Annotated in this window: 16 protein-coding genes; 5 read left to right on the top strand and 11 right to left on the bottom strand. The window is 68.7% G+C overall.

From position 1 onward, the window contains the following. Nucleotides 1-131: 131 nt before the first annotated feature. A complete protein-coding gene (locus AC3WRR_RS18965; protein ID WP_011617700.1) occupies nt 132-1,316 on the top strand; it encodes an NAD(P)/FAD-dependent oxidoreductase in 1,185 nt (394 codons plus the stop codon). A 43-nt stretch (nt 1,317-1,359) separates the two neighbouring features. On the opposite strand, the gene AC3WRR_RS18970 is transcribed toward AC3WRR_RS18965, so the two are convergent. Further along, nucleotides 1,360-1,974 (bottom strand): helix-turn-helix domain-containing protein, encoded by a 615-nt coding sequence (locus tag AC3WRR_RS18970; protein WP_492294141.1) that lies wholly within the window; start codon nt 1,972-1,974, stop codon nt 1,360-1,362. A gap of 150 nt (nt 1,975-2,124) precedes the next feature. On the opposite strand from AC3WRR_RS18970, the gene glnT reads away from it, so the two are divergent. The 4 genes from glnT to AC3WRR_RS18990 are packed head-to-tail and all read left to right on the top strand — an operon-like array spanning nt 2,125 to nt 6,480. Then, nucleotides 2,125-3,519, top strand: coding sequence for a type III glutamate--ammonia ligase (gene glnT / locus AC3WRR_RS18975; protein WP_492294139.1), 1,395 nt, complete (start codon nt 2,125-2,127; stop codon nt 3,517-3,519). A gap of 15 nt (nt 3,520-3,534) precedes the next feature. Further along, nucleotides 3,535-4,443, top strand: a complete 909-nt coding sequence (locus tag AC3WRR_RS18980; RefSeq protein ID WP_492294138.1) for a class II glutamine amidotransferase domain-containing protein — start codon at nt 3,535-3,537, stop codon at nt 4,441-4,443. After that, the gene (locus AC3WRR_RS18985; RefSeq protein WP_492297812.1) at nt 4,431-5,123 is read left to right on the top strand and encodes a GltB/FmdC/FwdC-like GXGXG domain-containing protein; all 693 of its coding nucleotides are present in this window, start codon (nt 4,431-4,433) and stop codon (nt 5,121-5,123) included. Before AC3WRR_RS18980 ends, AC3WRR_RS18985 begins: the two co-directional genes overlap by 13 nt. Nucleotide 5,124: 1 nt before the next feature. Next, the gene (locus AC3WRR_RS18990; RefSeq protein ID WP_010810942.1) at nt 5,125-6,480 is read left to right on the top strand and encodes an FMN-binding glutamate synthase family protein; all 1,356 of its coding nucleotides are present in this window, start codon (nt 5,125-5,127) and stop codon (nt 6,478-6,480) included. Between the two features lie 181 nt (nt 6,481-6,661). On the opposite strand, the gene AC3WRR_RS18995 is transcribed toward AC3WRR_RS18990, so the two are convergent. The 10 genes from AC3WRR_RS18995 to AC3WRR_RS19040 form a co-directional block, all read right to left on the bottom strand. After that, the gene (locus AC3WRR_RS18995; RefSeq protein ID WP_492294136.1) at nt 6,662-9,085 is read right to left on the bottom strand and encodes a CHASE2 domain-containing protein; all 2,424 of its coding nucleotides are present in this window, start codon (nt 9,083-9,085) and stop codon (nt 6,662-6,664) included. Beyond that, nucleotides 9,060-10,751: a FecR family protein gene (locus tag AC3WRR_RS19000; RefSeq protein WP_454751049.1), complete on the bottom strand. Its 1,692-nt coding sequence runs from the start codon at nt 10,749-10,751 to the stop codon at nt 9,060-9,062. The genes AC3WRR_RS18995 and AC3WRR_RS19000 overlap by 26 nt, the downstream gene beginning before the upstream one ends. Next, on the bottom strand, nt 10,744-11,472 hold the full coding sequence (locus tag AC3WRR_RS19005; RefSeq protein ID WP_010810939.1) for a response regulator transcription factor: 729 nt from the start codon (nt 11,470-11,472) through the stop codon (nt 10,744-10,746). The genes AC3WRR_RS19000 and AC3WRR_RS19005 overlap by 8 nt, the downstream gene beginning before the upstream one ends. 309 nt (nt 11,473-11,781) lie before the next feature. After that, nucleotides 11,782-13,152: an exopolysaccharide Pel transporter PelG gene (gene pelG, locus AC3WRR_RS19010; RefSeq protein ID WP_010810938.1), complete on the bottom strand. Its 1,371-nt coding sequence runs from the start codon at nt 13,150-13,152 to the stop codon at nt 11,782-11,784. Nucleotides 13,153-13,154: 2 nt separating this feature from the next. Next, nucleotides 13,155-14,753 (bottom strand): GT4 family glycosyltransferase PelF, encoded by a 1,599-nt coding sequence (gene pelF / locus AC3WRR_RS19015; protein WP_010810937.1) that lies wholly within the window; start codon nt 14,751-14,753, stop codon nt 13,155-13,157. Then, nucleotides 14,750-15,736 carry a tetratricopeptide repeat protein gene (locus AC3WRR_RS19020; RefSeq protein WP_010810936.1) on the bottom strand — a complete coding sequence of 329 codons (987 nt, stop codon included), beginning with the start codon at nt 15,734-15,736 and terminating at the stop codon, nt 14,750-14,752. Before AC3WRR_RS19020 ends, pelF begins: the two co-directional genes overlap by 4 nt. Continuing rightward, nucleotides 15,729-17,168: a PelD GGDEF domain-containing protein gene (locus AC3WRR_RS19025; protein WP_492297815.1), complete on the bottom strand. Its 1,440-nt coding sequence runs from the start codon at nt 17,166-17,168 to the stop codon at nt 15,729-15,731. The genes AC3WRR_RS19020 and AC3WRR_RS19025 overlap by 8 nt, the downstream gene beginning before the upstream one ends. A 66-nt stretch (nt 17,169-17,234) precedes the next feature. Continuing rightward, nucleotides 17,235-17,801: a transporter gene (locus AC3WRR_RS19030; RefSeq protein WP_041688544.1), complete on the bottom strand. Its 567-nt coding sequence runs from the start codon at nt 17,799-17,801 to the stop codon at nt 17,235-17,237. 59 nt (nt 17,802-17,860) lie between these two features. Beyond that, complete coding sequence (locus AC3WRR_RS19035) at nt 17,861-21,955, bottom strand: tetratricopeptide repeat protein (protein ID WP_492297816.1); 4,095 nt, start codon at nt 21,953-21,955, stop codon at nt 17,861-17,863. After that, the gene (locus AC3WRR_RS19040) at nt 21,918-24,824 is read right to left on the bottom strand and encodes a bifunctional glycoside hydrolase/polysaccharide deacetylase family protein (protein ID WP_492297818.1); all 2,907 of its coding nucleotides are present in this window, start codon (nt 24,822-24,824) and stop codon (nt 21,918-21,920) included. Before AC3WRR_RS19040 ends, AC3WRR_RS19035 begins: the two co-directional genes overlap by 38 nt. Nucleotides 24,825-25,234: the final 410 nt, after the last annotated feature.

Genomic DNA, 25,234 nt, shown 5'->3' on the forward strand with positions numbered 1-25,234 from the left:
AACAGGGAGCGGTGTCGCCCACTATAACTTAAGAAAATCTAATTTTTCCTATAAATATTTCTTCATCTAAGGCTCCGCACTGCCGTCGCTCCTAGGCTTGCATCCAGTTCTGATCCCACCAGGAAATCTCCATGCAAAGCTACGACGCGATCGTTATCGGGGCCGGCGTGATCGGCAGTTCCGTCGCCTGCCATCTTGCCCGCCAGGGCTGCACTAACGTGCTCGTGCTCGAGCGCATGCAGATCGGAACAGGAACCACCTCCCAATCCAGCGGCATTCTGCGGACGCACTACTCGGTCATCGAGAACGTCCGGCTGGCGCAAGCGTCGTGGCAGGTGTTCAACGACTTTGCCGCTTACCTGGGCGACGAAGAGGCCTCCGCGGGCATGGTCAAGTGCGGCTACCTGATCGCCGCGCCGGATGGTCCCAGGCTGTCCCCGCTGCGTGCCTCGCTGGAAGCCCAGCAGGCACAGGGGATCGAAGTGCGGTTGCTCGATGCAAAGGAAGCGCAAAGCCTGCTTCCGATTGCCCGCTTCGACGACGCTGCGCTGATCGGCTACGAGCCGGAAGCCGGCTTTGCCGACGCTTACCTGGTCGCCACCGGCTTTGCGCGGGCGGCACGCCGCCTCGGGGTCAGGATCCTGGAAGGCGTCGGAGTCGAACGGTTGTTGCTCGACGGCGGCAAAGTCGCCGGCGTTGAAACCTCGCGAGGAACCTTCCTCGCCGGCACCGTCATCAGCACCCAGAATATCTGGGCGACCGAAATCGAGCGCTGGACCGGCATCGCCAGCCCGGTCGTCCCCGAGCGCCATGCCGTGCTGGCACTGGAAGCGGCATCGCCCTATACGTTCCAGATGCCGGTGTACAAGGACCTCGGCTCTCCCGGCATGCTGTATTGCCGCAGTTACGGCGGCAGGCAGATGCTGGTCAGCGAGGGCACCGTCGGTGAGACGCTGTCGTCGCCGGACAACGAGCAAGGCGACATCAGCATGAATTACATGGTCGAAGTCGGCGCGCAAGTCGCCGAGCGCTTCCCCACCTATGCGGACGCCGGGATTGCTTCGTCCTGGACCGGCGTCTACGACGTGACGCCCGACTGGAACCCGGTGCTCGGGTGTCTGCCCGAGGTACCGGGTCTCGTGGTGGGTTACGGCTTCTCGGGCCACGGCTTCAAGCTGGCTCCCGCGGTCGGACGCGTGCTGGCCCAGGCAGCGCTGGGCATCGAGACCGAGATTGACATCGCCCCCTATTCCCTGGAGCGCTTCCGCAATGGTGCGCTGCTGACTGGCAAGTACGGTCTCGGCGCGGTGTCCTGAGCCCCGCGTTTGCAGTGCTGCCGATCCGGGTCGCAGGGCACCATCACTCCCCTTGTCGCGGATAGATGGTGATGGACAGGAACCTGATCGGACACCTGGTCAGGCCTACCGGGCCATGCGGTATCTCGCCGGCGAAGGTCAGGGCATCGCCGGGTTCGAGCGTATAGGTTTGCTGTCCGCAGCGATACTCGACCACGCCCTCCAGCATGTACAGGAATTCGGTGCCGGGGTGCTGGAAGGTCGGGTAGCGCTCGGTGTCGTCCTCGATCGTGATCAGGAACGGCTCAAAGGCTTTCACGGGGCCCTGGTCATAGGCCAGCAGATGATAGGTATGACCGCTCCTGGTGCCGCGCCGCACCACCTCCATCCCCGCTCCATGCCTGACATGCTGCGCGGCAGCCGACGCGCCATCGTACTTGCTGAACAGCACCGCCATTGGCACGCCCAGCGCGCGGGCGATACGGGCAAGCGTATCCATGCCGGCCATGGTGCTGCCGGTCTCGATCTTCGACAGCATCCCGCGGCTCAGGCCTGCCTGTTCCGCGACCTGGGCAATCGTCAGCCTTTCCCGCAGCCGCAGTTCGCGAATGACCATGCCCACCGATTCCTCAATGTGGGGCACGTGGGCTTCAAAAGGGGGCTCGGCATGGGTCTTCATGTGGGTCTCTCAGTCATTGACGCACCAGGAGGATGATTCCTGATGGGCACACTTGTTGCTCCACAGGAATCATCGCAGATTTGCGCCCCAGTGCGCAAGTCATGCGCCTGGCGCTGCGAGGCGCATTCCAAAGTCGGAAGGAGCCGATCCATGAAGTCAGAGTTGAGTGCGCATCTTGCGGCGCCAGCCGGGGCGCTGACCCCGGCTCCGCGGTTCAACACCGTCGAAGACGCTCAAGACTATCTGCTGGCGCGCGGCGTCAGCTACGTCCTCGCGCAGTTCGTCGATATCCACGGCGTCGCCAAGGCCAAATCGGTGCCAGTGGCGCATCTTGGCTCGGTCCTGGCAGAGGGTGCGGGCTTTGCCGGCTTTGCCATCTGGGGCGTCGGCATTGAACCGCATGGCCCGGACTTCATGGCTCGCGGGGATCTCGACACCATCGGGCTGGTGCCATGGCAGCCGGGCCTGGCCCGGATCGTATGCGAAGGGCATGTCGATGGTGCGCCATGGCAGTACGACAGCCGGGTCGTCCTGAAGCGGCAGATCGCCAGGCTCTCGCAAGGTGGCTACACGCTTTATACCGGCCTCGAGCCTGAGTTTTCGCTGCTGCGCCGTGACGACAAAGGCGGCATCGGTCCGTGCGACCCGAGCGATACGCTGGCCAAGCCTTGCTACGACTACAAGGGGCTGTCGCGCACGCGTACTTTCCTGGAGCGTCTGTCCAACGGACTGCGCGCCGCGGGAATCGATGTCTACCAGATCGACCATGAAGACGCCAACGGGCAATTCGAACTGAATTACACCTTCACCGACTGCCTGACGTCTTGCGACCATTTCATCTTCTTCAAGATGGCGGCATCGGAAATCGCCAACGAGCTGGGCATGGTGTGCTCCTTCATGCCGAAGCCGTTTGCAAACCGCCCCGGCAACGGCATGCATATGCACATGTCGATCGGCGATGGCCAGCGCAACCTGTTTGCTGACAAGAGCGACCCGCGCGGGCTGGACCTGTCCCAGCTGGCCTATCACTTCCTTGGCGGGCTGCTGGCCCATGCGCCGGCGCTCACGGCGCTTTGCGCGCCCACCGTCAATTCCTACAAGCGGCTCGTGGTGGGCCGTTCCCTCACCGGCGCCACCTGGGCTCCCGCGTATATCAGCTATGGCGACAACAATCGCTCGAGCATGATCCGCATCCCCAAGGGCCGGCTGGAACTGCGGCTGCCCGATGGCGCCGCCAACCCGTATCTCGCCACAGCGGCCGTGATTGCGGCGGGGCTTGACGGCATCGACCGGAAGCTCGATCCCGGCGCACCGCGCAACACCAATCTCTATGAGTGGAGCGAGGCGCAGCTGGCCGAAGCCGGCATCGGCCTGCTACCGCAGAACCTTGGCAGCGCGCTGGATGCCCTCGAAGCCGATGCGCTGATAACCGAGGCACTGGGACCCGTTGCGCAAGAGTTCCTGAAGCTCAAGCGCATGGAGTGGCTCGAATATCAACGGCATGTCTCGGACTGGGAAGTGAAGCAGTACCTGGAATTCTTTTGAAGAAGGAATCACGCTATGTGCGGAATTGTTGCATTGTTAGTCAAGACATCTTCGCTGCGGGAAAAGCTTGGCGAGCTGATGGTGCCCATGCTGATCGGCATGACCGAGCGCGGCCCGGATTCAGCGGGATTGGCGGTGTTCTCGGCGCCTGTGGAAGAACGCCACAGGAAGATCAGCGTCTATGCCGGCTACACCGATGACGGCGAACGCTATGACTGGAATCGCCTGGCCGACGCATTGAATGCGGCCCTCGACGTGCACGCAACCGTGCAGGCACAGGGAAACCATGGCATCGTGACCTTCCGCGGCGAGCCAGAGCGCGTCAAGGACTGGATCGCCGCGAACGACCCCAAGCTGCATGTGTTCTCGACGGGCCGCAGCATCGACCTCTACAAGGACATCGGCACCCCGGCTGAAGTGGCAGCCCGTTACCGCTTCGCCGAACTCCAGGGCAGCCACCTCGTCGGCCATACCCGCATGGCCACCGAATCTGCCGTCACGCCCGATCGCGCACACCCGTTCACCGCCGGCGAGGACTTTTGCCTGGTGCATAACGGCTCCCTGTCGAATCCCAACGGCATCCGGCGCATGCTGGCGCCCCATGGCATCCACTTCGACACCGACAACGACACCGAGGCGGCAACGCGTTTCCTGGAATGGCGGCTGCGCGAAGGCGACACGCTAGAGCAGGCGCTGCAGGCAGGCTTTGATGTCCTGGATGGCTTCTACACCTTCCTGATGGGAACGCCCACGGAACTGGCGCTGATCCGCGACCCCTTCGCCTGCAAGCCCGCGGTAGTGGCCGAAAGCGACGACTACGTCGCCATCGCGTCGGAATTCCGCTCGCTGGCCCACCTGCCCGGCGTCAGGCACGCCCATGTTTTCGAACCAGCACCCGAGGAGATGTACGTATGGAAAGCGTGAAGTTTGACCTCGCGGTCACGCCGCTGCGCGAAGTCAACCGGTACCTGCACAAGGACGTGCCTGCGCAAGGCGGCTTGCGCGTGCAGATCGACAACCCGAACGGCGCGCACGCGATCGCCGCCGGATTGAATGCGCCTGTCGACGTGGTCATCGAAGGCCATGCCGGCTACTACGCCGCCGGGATGAATCAAGGCGCCACCGTGACCATCAACGGCAGCGCCGGAACCGGCGTCGCCGAGAACATGATGAGCGGCAAGGTCCACGTCAAGGGCTTCGCCTCCAACGCCGCAGGCGCCACTGCCCACGGCGGGCTGCTGGTGATCGACGGCGATGCCGGCCTGCGTTGCGCGATTTCGCTGAAGGGCGCCGATATCGTCGTCGGCGGTTCCGTCGGCAGCTTCTCGGCGTTCATGGCGCAAGCGGGCAACCTGGTGGTGCTCGGCGACGCCGGCGAAGCGCTGGGCGACTCGCTCTACGAAGCCGCCATCTATGTGCGTGGCAAGGTGAAGAGCCTGGGCGCCGATTGCGAAGAGAAGACCATGGGCCCGCGCGAACGCGTGGTGCTGGCCGGCCTGCTCCACCGCGCCGGCCATGTGGATGTCGACCCGTCGTCGTTCAAGCTGTACGGGTCTGCCCGCACGCTCTACAACTTCCATGTCGATAACGCAGGAGCCTATTGATATGAATGCCCCGACCCAACTGCAGGACCTGGCATCAAGTTCCACCCAGACTCCACCGCGCTATTCCGCGACGTTCGACCCGGCTACCCTGGCCGAAATCCGGCGCGCCGCGGCCACCGGCATCTACGATATCCGTGGCGGCGGCGCCAAGCGCAAGCTGCCGCATTTCGATGACTTGCTGTTCCTGGGCGCCTCGGTCAGCCGCTATCCGCTGGAAGGCTACCGGGAGAAGTGCGGAACCGACGTCGTCCTGGGAACGCGCTACGCCAAAAAGCCGATTCACCTGAAGACGCCGGTCACCATTGCCGGCATGAGCTTCGGCGCGCTGTCCGCCCAGGCCAAGGAGGCACTGGGACGCGGCGCCACCATCGCCGGCACGAGCACGACCACGGGCGACGGAGGCATGACACCGGAGGAGCGCGGCCAGTCGCAGACGCTGGTGTACCAGTACCTGCCCTCACGCTACGGCATGAACCCCGACGACCTGCGCAAGGCTGACGCCATCGAAGTCGTGATCGGACAGGGCGCGAAACCCGGTGGCGGCGGCATGCTGCTGGGACAGAAGATCAGCGCGCGCGTGGCAAGGATGCGATGCCTTCCCGAAGGCATCGATCAACGCTCGGCATGCCGGCATCCGGACTGGACCGGCCCCGACGACCTCGAGATCAAGATCCTCGAACTGCGGGAAATTACCGACTGGGAGAAACCCATCTACGTCAAGGTTGGCGCCACCCGCCCCTACTATGACGTGGCCCTGGCGGTCAAAGCCGGCGCCGATGTGGTGGTGCTCGATGGCATGCAGGGTGGCACCGCCGCGACGCAGGAAGTGTTCATCGAGCACGTGGGTATCCCCATCCTCGCGGCCATCCGGCCCGCGGTGAAGGCGCTTCAGGACCTGGGCATGCATCGCAAGGTTCAGCTGATCGTCTCGGGCGGCATTCGCAACGGCGCGGACGTCGCCAAGGCCCTCGCCCTTGGAGCAGATGCCGTTGCCATCGGCACGGCTGCACTGGTCGCGCTGGGGGACAACGACCCGCGCCATGCCGGCGAGTACCACAAGCTCGGGACCGTTCCGGGGGCTTACGACGACTGGCATGAGGGCAAGGATCCCGCAGGCATTACCACGCAGGATCCGGAACTGGCTTCTCGCCTGGATCCGGTACAGGCCGGGCGGCGCCTGGCAAACTACTTGTCGGTCATGACGATGGAAGCGCAGATCATCGCGCGTGCCTGCGGCAAGTCGCACCTGCATAACCTGGAGCCCGAAGACCTCGTTGCACTGACCATCGAGGCGGCGGCGATGACACAGGTGCCGCTTGCCGGGACCGCGTGGGTGCCCGGGCAAGGTGGGTACTGAGTTCAAGTGGCACCCAAAAAAGCCGCCCACGCCAGTTACGGCCATTGGGGGAGCTGGCGTGGGCGCGAAGACCGCCGGATGCGGCTCCAGCGGCGATACGATGCTACGCAAATCCGCCTGTGGCGACTGCCAACAATTGTGTCGGCGGCCGTAACGTGGCTTGCGGCCATTGCTGTGCCGCTCAGGCCACAGGCAATTCGATGCGGAACTCCGCCCCCGCCCCAGCCGCACTGCGCACGCTGGCCTTGCCGCCATGCCGCTCGGCCACGGCCCGCACCAGCACCAGCCCCAGACCCGCGCCTTCCGGCGCGCCCTGCTGCCCCTCATGCAAGCGCGCGAACGGTTCGAACAATCGTGCCTGGTCGGCCTCGGCAATCCCCGGCCCATGGTCCTGCACGGCAACGACAAAGCTGCCCGGCTCACGCGTGAGCGAGACCGTCACGGTCCCCGCTTGCGGGCTGAACTTGATCGCATTGCTGACCAGGTTGGCGATGGCGCGCGCCAGCAGCGTCGGTTCACCCTGCAGCACCGCGGGCTCGTCAGGCAGGTCGATCTGCAGCGTCACGTCGCGGGCCTTGGCCAGTGCCCAGAGCTGGTCCGTCGCATCCAGCACCAGGCCACCCAATTCCACTTCCATGAACGCCAGGGTCTTCGACTCCGCGCGCGCCACGCTGATGAAGTCGTCGGCCAGCGTCATCGTGCGGCGTGCATGGGCGGCGATGCGTGCCAGCACGCCGCTGTCCGTGGCGACGTCGCCGGCGGCTGCCCCATCGCGCCGCGCGCGGCGCTCATGCAGCTCGATCAAGGCCAGGATCGATGCCTGCGGCGAGCGCATGTCGTGCGACAGGAAGCGCAGCATCTGCTCGCGCTGGCGCTCGGCAATGCGGATCGCGGTGATGTCGATCACGCTGACGATCAGGCCGGCCACGGCGCCGGCCTCGGCGTGCAGCGGCGCGCCATGCAGCAGGTAGCGGCGGTCGCCGCGCCCGGCCACCTCGATGCCGCCGTCGGGAACCGGGACCGGAGCGATGCGGGCGCCGGCGTGGCGGTCGTGCAGCGACTGCCAGTACGCCAGGGCCGGTGCCGGCGCGGGAAAGATTGCCTCGATCAGCGCGCGGATGGCGGCCCGCGGCGGCCCGGCCGCGCCCGGCGCATGAGCGGGCTCGCCGTCCAGCACCGCGGGCGCCAGCGCCACGCAGCGCCGGTTGGCCAGCATCACGCCGCCATCCAGGTCGCAGATCGCGGTGGCATCGGGCAGGCTTTCCAGGCCATCGGACAGGAAGCGGCGCGTGCCGCGCAGTTGCGCGCTCATGCTGTAGACGGCGCGCATGCGGCTGTCGAGCGTGGCGCCGGTATGGCGCGGCGCGGCAATCAGGCCGGGTTCGCGTTCCAGCCGCGCCAGTTCGTCGGTAAGGAAGCGCAAGGCCGCCTCCTGGCGCAACCAGCTCCACAGCGGGTAGAACAGCACGCAGCCCAGCGCCGCGGCGGCGGGTGCAAACCATAGCCGCGCCAGCGCCAGCAGCAACAGCGAGCCGCCCAGCAGGGCCGCCAGCAGCAGCCCGGTGGCCACCAGCGCGCCGCGCGGGGGCAGGCGCAGCGCGGCCAGTGCGGCCAGCAGCACCGCCAGCAGCGTGCCGCCGACCTGCCACGCGCGCGGCACCGCCACAATGGCATCGCCGTCGGTCAGCGCCTGCACGGTATTGGCCAGGATCTCCACCCCGCTCATGCCGCGGCCATCGCGCGACACCGGCGTCGGCAGCACGTCGCCCATGCCGGTGGCGAGCGCGCCGATCAGCACGGCCTTGCCGGCAAAGATGGCGGGGTTGGCGCGGCCATCCAGCACGTCGCGCGCCGACACGCGGGCAAAGGTGCCGGGCGGGCCGGCATACGGGATACGCAGGCGGCCGCTGCGCTCCCAGCCGTTGGCTTCGGTGATCCGGGCCGGCTCCTGGCGCGCGATGCCGGGCGGCTCGGCGGCGCGACCGAACGCCGCCATCACCGCAGCCAGGTGCGGCACGCCGGCGGCGGCCACCGGATGGGGCCCTTCGCTCAGATAGACCTGGCGCGCCACGCCATCGGTATCGACCACCATGTTGATATGGCCCACCGCGGCGCCCAGCCCGGCCAGCGGGTAGCGCACCAGCATGCCGGCGGGGCCGGATTCGGCCACCACCGGCAGCACCACGTTGCCGGCCCGGGCCAGGCTGCGGGCCAGCACGGCGTCGTCTTGCGGATAGCGGGTGTCGCGCTCGGACAGGATCACGTCCACGCCGATCACGCGCGGCCGGCCGGCGGCGATGCGCTCGACCAGCTGCGCCAGCACCGCGCGGCGCCACGGCCAGCGGCCGATGGCGGTGATGCTGGCGTCATCGATGCCGACGATGACGATGTCGTCGCGGGCCGGATGGTGCTGGGCGCTGATGGCGATGTCGTAGGCGGCCAGGTCGGCGCGCTCGGCCCAGCCCTGGCGCGCGGCCAGCACCACCAGGGCCAGCACGGCAGCAAGCAGCAGGCACCATTCGATCAGCGTGCGCTGCCCGAAAGCGTGCCCCGGCGCGGCCGGTGCCGGGCCTGGCGCGTCAGTTGAGCCGGATGCGGCCACCACCGTCCGGCCGGTCGCCCGACCCGATTGCGCCGCCCTGCGAGTCGCGCAGGAGGGCATTGACTTCAATGCGCTGCGGCGCGGAGAACGCCGCCGGGTCAGGTGTCACCCCCGGCGCCGCACGTGCCACGCGGATGAAATAGACGCCGGGCGCGGGGCGCGGCAGGTCAATGGCATTGGTGGTGGTGTGCTCGTCGGCCAGCAGCGTGGCAAAGCCGGCATCGGCCGACACCTGGACCCGGTAGCCCGCGCCGGCGCCGCTGCCCTCGGGCCAGCCGATATGCAGCGCGCCGCCGTCGTCCTGCAGGGTCGGCACGGGCGGCTTGGGTTCGACGCTGAACGGGACCGCGTCCGACCACGGGCCCGGCCGGCCCGCCGCATCGACGCTGCGCACGCGCCACCACCAGCGGCCCGGCACCAGCGCTTGCGTGGCGGCGGGCTCGGAGGCCGCCTGCACCACGGCATCGCGCGTAAAGGCCGAATCGGCGGCCAGCGCCAGTTCGTAGCGCGCCGCGCTCGGCACGGTGGCCCATTCGAAGGCGACGGCTTCGGCATAGCGCACCGCATCGGCGGCAGGCTGCTGCGTGAACGGCGCCGGCGGGTTCAGCCGCACCGACACCGGTGCCTGGGCGTCATGGCCGGTCAGCTGGTGCTTGTCGATGGCACTGACGCTCAGGTACAGCGTGCCCTCGGGCAGGCCGTCGACGCGCGCGGTCGTGGCAGTGGCGCCACTGGCGGTGCCGGTCCAGACCAGTTCGCTCAGCGCCGCATCGCGCGCCACCAGCACGCGGTAGGCGGTGGCGCCCGGCACCGGCTGCCAGGCGGCCTCGAAGGACGGGCCCAGCACGGTATCGGCCGGGGGCAGCAGGGCCGGCGCCGGCAGCAGCGCCACCGGCTGCGACAGCTTGCCGCCGGCCGACACGCCGATGCCATAGCCGGCACCGACCGAAGCCGCCGCGGTCATGGCACGCTCTGCTGCCGGCCTGGCGCGGGCACCCCGCGCCGCACTGACGCCGACGCGCCCTTCCAGCACCTCGCTGCGGCTTCCTGCCGTGTCGGCCGAGACCCGGTAGCGGGTGCCGCGCACGCCGGTCACCATCATCGGCGTATGCAGCTCGAAGCGCCCGACGCCGCCGCCCTGCGGTGCCACGCGCGTATCGGCGGCACCCTTCTCGATGCGGATCACGGTGTCGGTCAGGCCGCTGCGCGCGAACATGCGCAGCCGGCTGACCGAGAGCGTGGTGGCCGGCGGCACCGTGACGCGGCTGCGGTCCGGCAACTCCAGCGTGACCGAGCCGCCCGCGGGGGTCTCGATGCGCGTGGTTTCGTCCAGCGTCATGCCGGCCTGCACCGGCCGGCCATTGGCGCGGACCGCGCCGGCCACATGGACCACACGCGCCGACGCGGCCTGCTCGGGAATCTGGCTGAGCGGGATGCGCAGGCGCGAGCCGGGCACCAGCCGGTACGGATCGGCCACGCCGTTCAGGCGCTGCAGCGTGCGCCACCCCTGCTCGGACGCCATGTAGCGCGAGGCCAGGCCGATCAGCGTATCGCCCGGCTCCACCAGGTAGATAAAATCGGCGCCTTCCGCGCCCGCGGGCCCGGCGTGCGCCGGAACCGCCATGCCGGCCAGCAGGGCCAGCGCGGCACCACCGATCACCTTACGCATCCGCCCCGGCCTCATCCGCCTCCACATCTGCCGCGGAAGCCTCTTCAAAGCGATAGCCGTGCGAGTACACGGAGGTCAGCCGCACGCCGTTCTCGGGGCGCAGCGCCAGCTTGAGGCGCAGCCGCGAGATATGCGTATCCAGCGTGCGCGAGCCCGCGCCCATGGCGCGGCCCCAGACGGCCTGCTCCATCACCTCGCGCGCCAGCAGGCGCCCGGTATTGCGGAACAGGAACAGGGCCAGCTCATATTCTCGCGGGGACAGCAGCGCCGGCTCGCCGCCGACGGTGATGGTGCGCGCGTGGGTATCGACGATGTAGTTGCCGCGCCGGATCAGCTCCACTTCCTGCGCCGCCTCGGGGTAGGCGCGGCGCAGCAGCGAACGCACGCGGGCGATCAGCTCGCCGGCGCGGATGGGCTTGAGCATGTAGTCGTCGGCGCCCACGGTGAGGCCGTCGACGATGTCGGATTCGGCGGTGCGGCTGGTGACGAACAGGATCGGCGGCATATTGCCGGACTTCTGCCGCACCCAGCTGACCAGCTCATAGCCGCTGGTGCCCGGCAACTGCCAGTCGACCAGCAACAGGTCATAGGCGCGCTCGCGCAACGCGCGCAGAAAATCCGCGCCGTTGGCGTAGGACTCGCACTCGAAGCCGGCTTCGCTCAATATCTGCCGGATCAGTTCGGCCTGATCCGGATCATCCTCCACGGAGGCAATTCGCATACCTCTACATCCTTCTGCCAGCTTCCGACTGCAACTGCGGTCTCTGCCACGGCATGTCGACGGCTCGGCCGGCAAGTCATTCCTCATATTCACCCCCAGGGGGCGCGGCCGTCGATCTGATCCGACGGGCCAGGCCGAAGCCCGCCGGCTGCCGCCATGTTACCCAATCGCAGGCCCTTCCGTCGAGATGCCCCGACGAGGGGTGGTGGCGGCAACTGCGCCGATCCCTCCGCGATCGTCTTTCGATCTGCATCATCCTTGCCGCCATCGCGCCGCCCGGGGAGCCGGCCGGCGCGGCCCCGGCAGGGCCTATTGCAGCATGTAGGTCTCGTACTCCAGCCGGTCCAGCTTGCGGTCCAGCAGGTACAGCGCCAGCGCCACCACCACCAGCAGCGACACCGCAAAGCCGTAGCCGTACCAGGCCGGCCCCAGGTGCAGCGTCAGCAGCGTCAGCGCGAAGTTCAGCACCACGAAGGTCGCGGTCAGCAGCAGCACCTCGCGGCGGCGGTCCAGGTAGAAGTAGATGTTGAGCACCCCCAGCAGCACCACCTGCAGGCTGGCGCCGATCACGTCCACGTACAGCAGCGGCAGGTACAGCTCGGAAATGCCCAGCAGCCGCAGCACCCACACGCCCACCGCGAACAGCAGCAGCGCGGCGATGGCCTGCACCTTGACGATCTCGTACAAACCCAGCCGGATGGTCTGGACCATGGTGTTGCGCATGTCCTCGATATGCTCGAGCGAGCTGCCGCCGCGCACCGCGTTGTAGAACGCGTCGTAGTACTCGACGAAATCGGTCTCGATGCGCACCAGGAACACCGCCATGCCCGGGATGATCGCCAGGTAGGCCAGGAACACCGGGATGTCGTAGATAATCGACGCATGCAGCGGCCCGATCACCTGCTGCCCGGTGGAGGGCGCGTACCAGAACATGAACTTGTCGATCCAGATGCCCAGGTTGTAGAGCAGGCCGATCGCGACCAGGCTGGGGTAGGCATGGCGGCGCTGGAACACCTCGAACGACATGAACTGGCGGCTGGTGTAGTTGCGGTAGATCAGCGTCACCATGCCGGTCAGCAGGCACAGCTGGCCGGCGGCGAAACCGCCCAGCAGCCCTTCCAGCCCGTGGCCGCGCAGCACCAGCGCGGCGCCGACCGAGATCGCGTAGCCCAGCAGGAAGGTCCACACGATGGCCTTGTACTGCTTCATGCTCGACAGGAAGATCGCGGCAATCCAGATATTGCTCAGCACCACGAAGCCCGCCACCATCAGCAGCCGGTACAGCACCGACTGCTCGCCGAAGCTGAATACCGCGCACGCCACGCCGATGCCGCCCGACAGCACCGTCGCCAGCAGCGCCACCGCGTGGTAGTTGCTCAGGACCAGGTGGTCGCGCTTCTCGAACAACCGGTCCGAGGTGAAGCGCGTGAACGCCAGCTGCATCGGCCCGGTCAGGATCAGGCTGCCGGCGATCAGGTAGGTCACCGACACCTGGAACTGCGTGATCAGCGAGCCCGGCACCACGAAGGGCAGGCTCAGCATGCCGATCAGCAGGATGCCGACGATCGACAGGATCCATGGCCCGGAGCTGATGATGCCGGCATACGCGTAGGCGCTCAGCATGCCCGACAGGTTGTCCCGCCGCAGCATCTTGCGCAGCTCGAATCCAATGCCAGCCATGCTCAGGCTCCTCCGTGGACCGGGCAGCGCGCGGGGTTGCCGCCGCCCTGCCGCTCAGGTCCGCCATGCCCGGCGCCGTCTGCCTGCGCCATCAGCCGTTGATACAGTTCGCGGTAGCTGCCCACCATGCGGTCCTGGGTGTAGTAGCGCTCCACGCGCGCCACGCCGGCGGCCTGGGCCGCCTGCCAGCGCGCCGGGTCCTGCAGCAGCCCGAGCGCCGCCGCGGCCAGGGCCGCGGGGTCGGCAATGCGCACCACCTCGCCGGCCGAGCCCAGCGCGGCGTCGTCGCCGGGCAGGCCGAACAGCAGCTCGCGGCACGAGCCCACGTCGGTGGTCACGCACGGCACGCCGGCGGCAAAGCCTTCCAGCACCACCAGCGGCAGCGCCTCGCTGATCGAGCTCAGCACCAGCACGCCCACCTGCGGCAGCAGCGCGTCGATGCGCTGGAAGCCCAGGAACTTGACCTTCTGGCCCAAGCCCAGGCTCTCGGCCAGGCTGCGGCATTCACGCGCGTAGTCGGGATCCTCGTCCTCGGGGCCGGCGATCCAGCCTTCGGCGTCGGGGTACTCGCGCACCACCGTCAGCATGGCGCGGATAAAGGTCTTGACGTCCTTGATCGGCACCACCCGGCCAATCAGGCACAGCACCGGCGGCACGCCCGGCTTGCGGCGGGCGCGCAGCGGCGCCAGGCGCGGCAGGTCGATGCCATTGGGGATGCTGCGCGTGCGCACCTCAGGCGCGCCGTCCTGCACCTGGCGGCGGCGATTGCCCTCATACAGCGCGACGATGTCGTCGCCGGCGTCGTAGCAGACCCGGCCGATGGTCTCGAAGAAGCGCACCCACAGTTCGCGGAAGTAGCTGATCTGGGAGATGTCGCGCTCGAACACATTGCGGTTGTCGCGGATCCACTGGCTCTGGAACAGGTCGATCTTGCGTTCCTTGGTGTAGATGCCGTGCTCCGACACCAGCAGCGGGCGCTGGTTGCGGTGGCGCAGCAGCGCCCCGAGAAAGCCCGCATAGCCGGTGGAAACCGTGTGGTAGACGCGCGCCGGGATCAGGTTGTCGGCAATGCGCACCAGCTGCCACAGCGGCTTGTGCATGATGCGCACGGTCCAGAAATAGTCCGTGAACGACGGGTCCGTGCAGAAGCGCCGGTATTGCTCGGTGATGGTCTGCCAGGCGCGGCGGCTGTACAGGAAGGCGTCCTCGCCCAGCGCCCCACCCTCGCGCAGCGCCGGCATCAGCTCGCGCATCATGGCGCCGGCCTCGGCCTCGCGGCCCGGGTCGCGCAGCAGCTCGTGCAGGCGGTCCGAGGCGTCGAACGCCTTGGCATCGCCGGTGCTGCCCTGGACCAGCGGCGGCGGCGGGAAGTCGTACAGGTAGTGCGTTTCCAGGTGTACCACGTTGGGCGGCAGCTGGTAGGCCATGTCGCCATAGTCCTCGCGCCGGCTGCCGATAAAGACGATGCCGAAGCGCAGGTCCGGGAACGCGCGGATCATCTGGTTGACCCAGCTCGACACCCCTCCGCTCACATACGGGAAGGTGCCTTCGAGCAGCAACATGACGTCGGCCGACGTCGCTTTTACCAGGATCTTGCTCATGATTGCCAGTACCGCAGCAGGGGCCGCACCAGCGGGAGCGGCGAGGGGCTGTCAAACGATGCCATCAGCTGGCGCACCGCGGCATAGTCGCGTTCCAGGTAGGCGGCCTCGGCCAGGTGCGGCAGCACGCGTTCGCGCGCGAAGCCGAGGGATTCGGCGCGCTGCAGCCATTCACGCGCCTCGCGCGGGGCATTGCGCGCCAGCGCCAGGCGTCCGCGCATGTACCACAGCGAGGCATTGCTGTCGTCGTACTGCAGCGCCGCGCTGGCGTAGCGCTCGACCTGGCTGGCGGTGTAGCGGTAGACGTCGCCCTGCACCAGGTTCTGGTAGATCAGTTCCCAGTACAGGTCGGCCAGCCGCTTGCTGATCTCGGCGCGCTCGCTGGCGCTGTTGGCGCTCTCCAGCCGCGGCAGCTCGGCCAGGATCTGCTGGGTCAGCTGCTTCTCGGCGCCGTCCAGCATGCCGTAGGCCAGCAGCCGCACGTCGTCGACGCTGTCGGCCAGCAGTTCGCGCAGCACCGGGCTGGCGGTGCGCGCCGGCATCGACTGCATCGCCACCAGCGCGGTCATGCGCTCGGGCAGGGGCGCGCGCGCATTGCCCAGCTGCGCACGCAGGCGCGCGCCGCCGCCGTGGGTGACGCGCGACATCAGGTGCGTGACGAACTCGGGCAAGCCCACGGTGCCGATGCCGCTGGTGTCCACGCGCCGCGGGAACAGCTTCGAGAACAGGTAGCTGCCCAGGCACACCAGCGCGCCGCCCAGCGGCACGAAGAAGCAGAACAGCGCGAGAAAGCCATAGCTCCATCCGAACGGCACGCGAAAGCGCCGCGGCAGCAGGCGCCACAGCAGCAGCGCCGTCAGCGCGGCGGCCACCGCCTGCATGCCGAAGAAGGCCAGCAGCAGCGCGGTGCTGTTGCCGGCGCGCGCCAGCAGCGCCAGCGCGGCGATCTGGGCGACGAGCCCGCTGGCGCCGAGCTTAAACATGGGGCGCTTCCCCGGCCGGCAGCGTGGCCGGCGCGATCGCGCCATCCACCTGGGCCCGGCGCAGCAGCTTGACCAGCGCGTCTTCCGAGCCGGCGCCGGGCACCGCCAGCGTATAGACGCCGATGCCCGCACTGGTGAAGTCGGTGCCGAACTGCGCGCGCAGCATGTCTTCGATGCGCACCAGGTAGGCCGCCACCGCCTGCGTATCGGACAGCGGCATCAGCGTCAGCATCGCGCGGTGATGGGCGTTGACCACCGGCCACGCCACATCCAGCGCGCGCCGGCTGCGCACCACCTGCTCGAACAGCGCATCGCGCTCCGGATCCGCGTCGAACACCAGCGCCACAACCGAGCTTTCGATGCCGGTCTCGCGCCGCAGCCGCGACAGCCGCGCATAGTCCAGCGCAAACGGGTATGGGCAGGCCGGCAGCGCCGCCTGGATGGTGCGGGTGGCGCCGGCGTGCTCCACGCCGTCGGCGTAGTAGCCCAGCAGCACCATCAGCATCTGCAGGTTCTCGTAGGTCAGCGACAGGAACGGCATGCGCTCGACCACCAGCAGGCCGATCAGGTGGTCGGAGCCGGCCAGCACCGGCGCCACCGCCACGTAGCGCGTCTGCGCGCCATGCTGCAGGCCGTCGGCGCTCAGGTGCGCCAGCTGGCGCGTGTCCAGGCAGTGGCGCACCAACGGGTCGGTGGTGTCGAGCGTGAATTCCGGGCCGATGCTGGCGACCGGGACGCCATCCACGTGCTCGCCATCGCAGGCATGGAGCGCGGCTGCCTCAAGCTGGCAGGCCTGCGCCACCACCTGCAGCATCGGCTGCGCACCGGCCAGCACCTGGCCGGTGCGCGCGGCCTCGTCCAGCGCCACGCTGCGCAGCTGCGACAGCGTGTCGCGCAGCGTGGTGGGCCGCGCCAGCAGGTCGTTTTCCAGCCGCTCATGCGAGATGCGCAGCAGGTAGTGGTTCTTGGTCAGCGCCGCCAGGCGTTCGTCCAGGTAGCGGTTCACGGCGCGGGCGCGCGCCAGGCGCGTGCCCCAGATATCGCCGAACTGTCCGGCCACCAGCACCAGCAGCAGCCCGCCGAGGAAGAACAGGCGCGGGAAGGGCCCTGCCATCACGCCGGTCTGCTGGTAGAAGTACCAGCCGCCCAGCAGCATCAGCACGCTGCCCACGCCGATCAGCGTGCCATAGCGCAGCGCCAGGATCACCGGCAGCAGCCAGGCCCACGGAAAGCCCATGCCGAGCAGCAGCGGATTCTGCGGCAGCACCAGCCACGCCAGCCCCATTGCGGCCAGCATGGCCACCACCAGTTCCACCACGGCCGCGCGCCCGCTGACCGCCGGCGCCAGCAGGCGCGCATAGCGCCCACCCAGGCCGATGCCCTGTCCTTGCCGCGCGCGATATGTCTTGTCAGCCGTATTGGCCACGCTCATCCCCTTGCTTCAACCATTGCATCGCCGCATCGGTGTGCAGCCTCTTCCTGGTGGCTTGCCGCCGCCTCAGCCTTGCATCAGCGGCGCCAGCAGGCGACGCAGCAGCTTCTGCGCGGTGCCCGACAGCGAGGCGCGGCTCCAGCCGCTGTCGCTGCCGGTGGCCGACCACACCACTTCACCGCTGTTCACGTCCAGCAGCTGCAGCGAGATGCCGACCGCAGGCTCGCCGTCCACGCCCACCTTGTAGCGCCATTCCTGCACCGCGCCGGTCAGCGCGTAGCGGGCCTTCTCGGCACGCGCCCATTCCAGCGCCTTGCCCACGGCTTCGCGCTCGGCCGGCTCGAACAGCGTTTCCGGGTTCAGGCTGGCCGGATAACGCTTCAGGCTGGCCACGCCGCCGGTCTTCAGCAGGCTCTCGGCAATCGCCTCGGCGCGCAGGCCGGCCTGCGGCGTCTCGGTGTAGTTCACGATCGGCAGCACCGCGATGATCTCGCCGCGGGCCAGCGCCGGCGCGCGGCCGACATCCGTCACCGCACAGCCTGCCAGCCACAGTGCCGCGCCCAGCGCGCCGCACCATGCCGCCAGCCGCCTGGCCACTGTCTTGCCCGTCATTGCCGTGGTTTGCTTGTTCATCTTCATCCCCTTTTCCATGTCCTGTTGTTACCCGATCCCTGCCATCCGCTGCCGCCGGCTCAGTACAGCCAGCGATAGCGCATTCCCAGTTCCGTCAGCGGCCTGCCACCGTTGCGCGCCGCGGTCTCATGCGAGATATACAGCGCCAGGTGGTCGTTGCCGAATACCGATCCGGCCACCCCGCCCTGCACGCGGAAGTTCTGCCGTGCGCGCGTGTCGCGCAGCAGCCCCACTTCACCGAACGGCCGCCACTTGCGTGTGTATTCGTCCAGCAGCTCAGTGCCGAAGCCGAACAGCACGCCGGCCTGCGTGAAGCCCTGCGGCATGTAGAACGCCGGCGTGGCTTCGTCGCCGACCGGCACCAGCGACGCCATGCGCGGCGTCAGGCCGCCGCCGTTGGCACTGTAGTTGGCATGCGTGCTGACCACGCGCACGGTGTAGTCCGGATACGAGGTGCGGATCCTGTAGCCAGCCTCGACGTCATAGACCATGCCATGCCCGAGCGCGCTGCGGTCCTGCCCGCGGAAGCTGCTGTACTCGATGCGCGCGCCGACGAACTCGCGCAGGCTGAAGCGCCAGGTTGCGCCCAGCCCCACGACGTCCTTGGCCCCGCCCACGCGCAGCGGCGCCGATTCGTCGGCCGGCTGGTTCAGCCCGGCCAGCGTGCTGAACTGCAGCCGGCCCTGCTGGTTCCACTCGCCGAAGAAGCGCGCGGTCGCCATTGTGTCCAGCCCCTCGCGGTAGCCTGCCGTGGCACGCCAGCGCTTGCTGTTGTCGCGATAACCCAGCGACAGGTCGGCGCGCCGGTCGGACGACGGCACGTTCACCAGCTGCTGCGGATCGGTGCTGCGCTGGTCGCGCCAGGTGCCGCGCAGGTTCAGGTCATACCCGTCCCACAGGCGCACGCCACCCGCGAGGCTGCCTTCGGTATATTCCAGCGGCTTCTGGTGCATGAAGCTCACGCGCGGCTCGATCGCCTGGGCGTTGTAGAGCAGCGTCTCCTGCAAGGAGTCCTGCAGCGTGTCATCGGAACGGGCCCGCTCCTGGGTTTCGAAGGCCAGCGTCTGCGCGGCGCTGATGCGGTTCAGTTGCTGGTTGGCCTCGATCTGGTTGGCCACCGGCACGCGGCCGGCCTGGCGCTCCAGGATACGGTCAAGGCTGTTCATGTCCTGCCGGTCCAGCGCGATCGCCACCTCGGCATAGGCCGGTCGCTGCAGCCGGTTGACGTACTGGCGGGCCAGCCAGCTTCGCGCCAGTTCGTTGGATTCCGCGGACATCGCCCATGCCAGCGCGGCATCGCGCCCGGCAGCGGACAGCGCGGCATCGCGGCGGGCCGCATTGCGCGCGACCTCCGCGGACGCGGGCGCGGTTGCCGCCTCATGAAGCGGCGGCAGCCCGGCCACCTCGCCCAACTGCGACGGCGCGCCCGCCATCGGCGGCACCAGTTCGCGCGCCGCCGTGGAAGCGCGGTCCGCGCGCAGCATCTGGATCACCAGCGCGCGCGAGACATCGCCCGAGGCAAAGATCTGCCCCAGCGCCACGGTCTGGCGGCGCAGGTCCGCGCGCGAAGGCGCGCCGGACTCGTTCTCGTACTCTTCGTCGCCGTCGGTGTTGTCGGGCCGCAGCCGGGCATAGCGCACCCCGCCCTGGGACCAGCCATGGTGCAGGTCGATCCAGGCCTGGCGGCGCACGCGCCAGGCCATGTCGGTCTGGCCGATGGCTTCATAAGCATCGGCCATCAGGCTGAGCCAGAGCGGATCGGCGCTCTTGCCGTCGTTGAGCTTGCGCAGGTAGTGCATGGCCGCGCGCCCGTCCTGGAAACGCATATGGCCCGCGGCGAAGGCGCCCCACAGGTCGGGGTTGTCTTCCGCGTCGTCCTTGACGCGGCGCATCACCGCGCGCACTTCGGTATCGCTGCCCTGGTCGACCAGCGTCCACAGCAGCGCCGCCAGCGTTTCGCTGTCGGCATCGCGCAGGCCCGCGGCGCGGCGCAGGTCGGCCAGGGCGTGGTCGCGCTGGCCGGTCACGCGGTAGTACTCCGCGCGCCGCATCAGGAAGCGGCTCGACTGCGCTGCCGCCTGGCGCTGCTCGGGCGTCATGTCCTGCAACAGGCGCCCGATACGCCGGTAGGCGTGGGCACGCGTGTAGTAGTACAGCGCCAGTTCCAGCGATTCCGGCTTGCCGCCGCGGCGCCAGTCGGCCTCGGCGATGCGCCCGGCGTCGATCGGGGTCTTGTCGTAGTAGGCGATCAGGTTGGAGAAATCCGCCTCCTGCGTGTCGCGGACCTCGTCCAGGCAGTCGTTGCGCGCCGGGCCCGCCGGCCTCTCCATGCAGTGCTCGTCCTGCGTCTGCGCCGCCGCCAGCATCAGCTGGCGATAGCCGTCCTTGAGCAGGTCGTCGCGCTGGTTCAGCCGCGCCAGCTCGGTAAAGGTGCGCCAGTAGAGGATGTCATCCTTCCCGGCCGTGGCACGCGCCGGCAGCATGGCGTCCAGCGCCTGCGCCAGCTTGCCGCGCACATAGAGCAGGTTGGCGAGCTTCAGCGCATAGGCGGGGCGCGGGCCGAAGCGCTGCTGCATCTGCGTATAGATCTGGAACGCGCGCTCGTCCTTGCCGGCGCGCTCGGCCAGCGCGGCGTGGCGTTCCATGATGTCGCGAGCCCTGGGGCCGTGGCTCAGGCCTTCGAGGAAGCGCATGGCCTCTTCCGGCTCGCCCAGGCGTTCGTAGGCAGCCACCACCTCGTCCACGGTCTTCAGGTCCGAGCCGCCCGCGCGGTGGCGCAGCGCGGCCAGGTAGGCGCGATCGTCGGACAGGCCCGGGGCGAGCCGCATCACTGCATCCCACGCGCGCTCGTCGTTGGTGGCGCGGGCATAGTCGAGCCAGCTCTTCAGGGCCACGGCCGGCTGGCGGTTCCATTCGGCCACCTGCGCCAGCCGTTCGCGCCAGATCGCCTCGCCCGGCAGCCGGCGCACCGCGGTCTCGGCCACGCGCTGCGCCTGGTCGAGCTTGCCGGCTGACAGGAACACGCGATAGGCGAGTTCGTAGTCGTCGGCGTTGAACGGCTTGTCGGCTGGCTCCGCCGGCGCCTGCGCGGGCGCAGCAGCTTGCGCCGCAATCTTGCGCGTACCCAGCTGGCCGGAGGCGGCCAGCGCTTCACGCAAGGCCAGGCCGCGCGGCCCGTCGAGGAAGACCAGGCCGCGCTCGGCCCACGGCTGGCTGGCGGCGATACGCCGCGCCTCGGCCTGGCGTGCGGCCAGCGCCGCCGGGCCGGCATCGCGCGTGCGCGCCGAAACCTTCAGCAGCCGCTCGACATAGCGGCTGGCCTGCTCCGGCTTGTTGGCCGCCAGCGCCAGCTTCGTCAGGTAGCGCAGCACCTCCGGATCGTCCAGCAGCTTGCCGCCGTGGCGCTCGGCCTGCGCCAGCGCTTCGTCCAGCAGGTTGCCTGACTGCAGCGTCTGCACCGCCTTCAGGAACAGCGCGCGCCGCTCGGCCAGCGTGGTGGCGGCCGCCTGCTGCGCGAACAAGGCGTTGGCGGCGTTGCGATAGTCGCCGCCCGCGATCGCCATGTCGGCCAGCTGGCGGTTCCAGAAGGCCGCGTTGTTGCGGTCCTGGCTGGCCAGCGCCGCATAGAACTTGCGCATCGCGTCCTGGGCGCCGGCCTGGCGCGACTGCGTGGCCAGTGTTTGCAGGTCGGCCAGCCCCCAGCTGCGCCCGGCAGCCTGGTCCAGCAGGCTGCGCAGCTGCACCAGGTTCTGTTCGCGCTCAGGCGTATCCGGCAGCGCGGCCCAGGCGCGCTGCTGCGCGATCTCGATGCGCGTGCGCAGGATCTGGCCCGACAGGTCGGTGCCCTGCACCGCCTGCATGCGCGCCAGCATGGCCTGCGCCTCTTCCAGCCGGCCGGTGCGCGCGTATTGTTCGGCCAGCACGCCCATGAAACCGGGGTCGTCGGGCGTGACCTTCCACCAGGCTTCCAGGTAGGCCATGGTCAGCCCGTCGATGGTGCGGCCCTGGCCCAGCAGGCGCTCGCGCAGAGTCTCGCGCGGGAACATCAGCGCCAGGCCGATCCCCACCATCGCAGTGAAAGTCAGCACCAGCGCCGGCGGCAGCAGCCGCTCGCGCTCAACCGGCGCAGCGGACTTCGACTTGTTGCCTGGCATGGTTCGGATCGGTGACGGGTGCGGTATCCACGCGCAGCGTGTTGCGCTCGCGGACGGCCTGTACGGGCTTGCCATCGACGCTCACACGGCAGTTGCCGGCGTTGGCAAGACGGAAGAATGGCTTGAAGTAGCCGCTGAAGGCGAAGCGCGTGACGCCATCGCGCTGCGACCAGTCGCGCACGATGCCGTTGGCTTCGGCCAGCTGCGGCGCGGCCGGGGCGGTGACTGTGTCGCGCACGGCGAAGCGCGCATCGCCGCCATCCAGGTGCAGGTAGACGCCGCCGCCCGGTGCCGGCGAGGTGCCGGTCACGCCGTGCGCCGCGCCCACGTCGGGCATGCCCGCGCCGCTCCAGCGCAGGTTGCGCAGGTTGCCGTCGCCGCGAACGATCCATTCAGCACCGGTGCCGCCCGGCTGGCCGTCGCCCACATCCCGCGCCACGGCCATGTCCTGCCAGTCGAGCACCTTGCGCACGTAGTCGGTGGAGTGCAGCGGCAGCAGCGGCTGCGCCAGCACATAGTCATAGACCTTGCGCAGCGCCTTCAGCGACGCGGCCTTGGTGCCCGAATAGCTGTGGTAGTAGATATTGACCGGCTTGAAGCGATAAGGCTTGTCGGTCAGCTCGTAGGTCTCGATCACGCGCTCGAAGCCGTAGAACGGGCCGTGCCAGAGGTTGGTGTAGACGTTCTCGTTCTGGTTGGGCGCAAACACCTGGAAGGTGCCGCCGGGCTTGTTGATGCCTAGCGGCGCGATCGCGGTCCAGCTCGGGTTGCTGCGCGTGATCAGCGTATCGCCGCCGTTCATGTTGAGCACGCGCGCCTTCTCGGTGAGCCGCAGCGCCTCGGCCGGCGGCTGGCAGTCGCCCGACCACAGCAGCATGCTGACCGGCTTGCCGGCCGGCGCCAGCGTGCGGTTGATGTAGTCGATGGAGCCGCCGATCTCGCGGTTCAGGTCCATGCTGTAGCCGGGGATGCTCAGGTGGAAGGCCTCGTCGCCCTCGACCACCGCGGCGCCGCTGGATTGCGTTGGCTGCCCTGGCTGGGCCGGCACGGTGCGCGACCACTCGAACGGATGCGAGAAGGTATGGCTGGCCACCTCGACATAGGGCTGCGCGAAGATCTTGCGCGCGATCGGCTCAAGCTCGGCGCTGAGCCTGGGGTACATGCCGTCCTTGCTGACTTCGCCCTGGATCACCGACATCGTCATCGGCAGCCGGTAGCGGTCGAAAATCTCGCGGAACAGCACCTCGCCGGAGAAGCCGCCGCCGGGAATCTCAGCGCGCGAGGCAAAGCCGTCGCCGTCGATATGGATGGTCAGCAGGCGCCGGCCGTTCTCGGTGGTGACATCGGGCACGGGCATGGCGGGCAGGCGCAGCGCCTCGCGCAGGAAGTCCAGCGGCTGCACCACCCAGCGGCTCTGGCCGTTGCCGTTGCCGCTCTGGCGCACCGCATACGGCCCCAGCACATAGCCGCCCCACGGCGTGATCGCGGCGGCGTCATAGGTCAGCGTGCCCGAACGCAGGCGCAGCAGCGAACGGTAGCCGGCGCCGTCCGGCACCTGGATCGCTTCGGCCTGGGTGCGGTCGGGGGCCACCGGCATCTCGAAGCCCATCATCCGGTCCTTGGCCAGCACCTCGACCGGGCCCGACACGCGGCCCTTGACTGCCTTCAGCCCGAAGCTGCGCGCCACCGTGCCGCTCATGCTGGTGCCGAAGTCGTTGAGGAACACCACCGGCATGCCCTGCGCCATGCGCGCCTGCACCCAGGCATGGAAGCGTCCCGGCTGCGCCGTGACATTGCCTGACAGGTACACCACCACGCCGGCGTAGCGGTCCGGCCCGATCTCGGGCAGGTCCTCGCTGGTCTCGGCGAAATCCACGCGATAGCCAAGGTAGTTGAGCGGCATCGAGACAAAGCGCACACCCTCGGAATCATCGATCGACACCCCGGGGCGGCGCTCCTGCACTACCAGCACGCGCCGGGGCAGCACCTCGACCTTGCCGATGCCGACCGTCTGCAGCCCGGGATCGGCCACATAGGGCGTGATCCCCAGCGCGCGGATGCGCTGCGCGGTTTCGCGCGCGCAGCGGCGGTCCGCCGGCGGACAATAATCGATCGAGATCACCGGCAGGCGGTATTGCTCGCGGATGGTGCGCGCCTGCGCCAGCAGCCAGTCGCGGTCAGCCTGCGCAACGTCGACATAGCGGCCCTGGGCCTGGTTCCAGCTGCGGAACAGCGACTCGAAGGCAACGGCATAGGCCAGGTCATGCACCTGCGGCAGGATCTCGAAGCCGCGGTTGAAGACCAGGCGCGCCTCGGGGTAGCGCGCCTTGATCGCGCGGATCACGCGCACCAGCCCCGCTTCCTGCCGTGCGCGCTCGGCGTCGGTCCTGGCGGCAAGCTGGTAGGAATCGAGGGTATCGAGGAAAAAGCCGCGGAAGCCGCGCTGCCACAGCGGCGCGATCACCTTGTCGACATAGAAGGCGGGCCAGCCGTCGGCTGCCTGGTCGATGACCGGCGCGTTCCAGGCGTCATTGCGCCCGACGAACCAGGCTTTGGGGATGTCCCTGAAGTAGGCGCGGCTCTCCAGCACCTCGCCCACGCTGACATAGGCAAACCAGGCCGTGGCCGGCGTCGCCGCCTGGCGCGGGTCGAAGCCGCTGTCGGGCTCGACCACGGCGATGTCGAAGGCTTGCAGAGCGTCAACCGGCGGCTTGGCGCCGTAGTGCAAGGCGATCGACGGCATGGATGGCGCCTGCGCCGCGGGCGCCGGCGCGGCCGCAGCCGTCGCCGCCCCGAGGGCCAGCGCCAGCGCGATGCCTTGCACCCGCTGCGCCATGCGCATCCCTACCCACCCCGATCGGAACGGCATGCGGCCGCCGCCCCGGTTCCCTTGTGCTTCCTCCAGCTGCTTCACAGGCTTTTACTTCCTCTTGTCTGCGCACGCCGGCAAGTGCCTCACGCACGACATTCCCTGAGGCGGTCGCTGCCGCCTTGTGTCCGACTGTGGATCTCAAAATCGGAAAAATCTGATGGTATCCGGAAACGAATGCTAGGACAGACGCATGGATCACATTGTCAACAATTGTCCCAACGCTGAGACATTGAGCCGGCTCGCGCGTTAACGCGCGCCACCGTGCTGCGGGCGCACGTCAGCCGCGCTTGCGGTACGGGCGTACGGCGGGCGCGGCTCGGCTCAAATGCAAACAACGGAAACAGTCCAGATCCCGTGCGCGACGGGTGGTGGGGCTGTCCGCAACCGAAATTCCGGACAGCTGGGTT

This window comes from Cupriavidus sp. FW305-3-2-15-C-LB2 (assembly GCF_058787575.1).

What these genes read in the sequence shown, in the direction of transcription:
- glnT (WP_492294139.1), top strand. Translation starts at nt 2,125, where the DNA reads ATGAAGTCAGAGTTGAGTGCGCATCTTGCGGCGCCAGCCGGGGCGCTG.
- pelF (WP_010810937.1), bottom strand. Translation starts at nt 14,753, where the DNA reads ATGAGCAAGATCCTGGTAAAAGCGACGTCGGCCGACGTCATGTTGCTG.
- AC3WRR_RS19040 (WP_492297818.1), bottom strand. Translation starts at nt 24,824, where the DNA reads ATGCCGTTCCGATCGGGGTGGGTAGGGATGCGCATGGCGCAGCGGGTG.
- AC3WRR_RS18985 (WP_492297812.1), top strand. Translation starts at nt 4,431, where the DNA reads ATGGAAAGCGTGAAGTTTGACCTCGCGGTCACGCCGCTGCGCGAAGTC.
- AC3WRR_RS19005 (WP_010810939.1), bottom strand. Translation starts at nt 11,472, where the DNA reads ATGCGAATTGCCTCCGTGGAGGATGATCCGGATCAGGCCGAACTGATC.
- AC3WRR_RS19030 (WP_041688544.1), bottom strand. Translation starts at nt 17,801, where the DNA reads ATGAACAAGCAAACCACGGCAATGACGGGCAAGACAGTGGCCAGGCGG.
- AC3WRR_RS19035 (WP_492297816.1), bottom strand. Translation starts at nt 21,955, where the DNA reads ATGCCAGGCAACAAGTCGAAGTCCGCTGCGCCGGTTGAGCGCGAGCGG.
- AC3WRR_RS19020 (WP_010810936.1), bottom strand. Translation starts at nt 15,736, where the DNA reads ATGTTTAAGCTCGGCGCCAGCGGGCTCGTCGCCCAGATCGCCGCGCTG.
- AC3WRR_RS18965 (WP_011617700.1), top strand. Translation starts at nt 132, where the DNA reads ATGCAAAGCTACGACGCGATCGTTATCGGGGCCGGCGTGATCGGCAGT.
- AC3WRR_RS18980 (WP_492294138.1), top strand. Translation starts at nt 3,535, where the DNA reads ATGTGCGGAATTGTTGCATTGTTAGTCAAGACATCTTCGCTGCGGGAA.
- pelG (WP_010810938.1), bottom strand. Translation starts at nt 13,152, where the DNA reads ATGGCTGGCATTGGATTCGAGCTGCGCAAGATGCTGCGGCGGGACAAC.
- AC3WRR_RS19025 (WP_492297815.1), bottom strand. Translation starts at nt 17,168, where the DNA reads ATGAGCGTGGCCAATACGGCTGACAAGACATATCGCGCGCGGCAAGGA.
- AC3WRR_RS18970 (WP_492294141.1), bottom strand. Translation starts at nt 1,974, where the DNA reads ATGAAGACCCATGCCGAGCCCCCTTTTGAAGCCCACGTGCCCCACATT.
- AC3WRR_RS19000 (WP_454751049.1), bottom strand. Translation starts at nt 10,751, where the DNA reads ATGCGTAAGGTGATCGGTGGTGCCGCGCTGGCCCTGCTGGCCGGCATG.
- AC3WRR_RS18990 (WP_010810942.1), top strand. Translation starts at nt 5,125, where the DNA reads ATGAATGCCCCGACCCAACTGCAGGACCTGGCATCAAGTTCCACCCAG.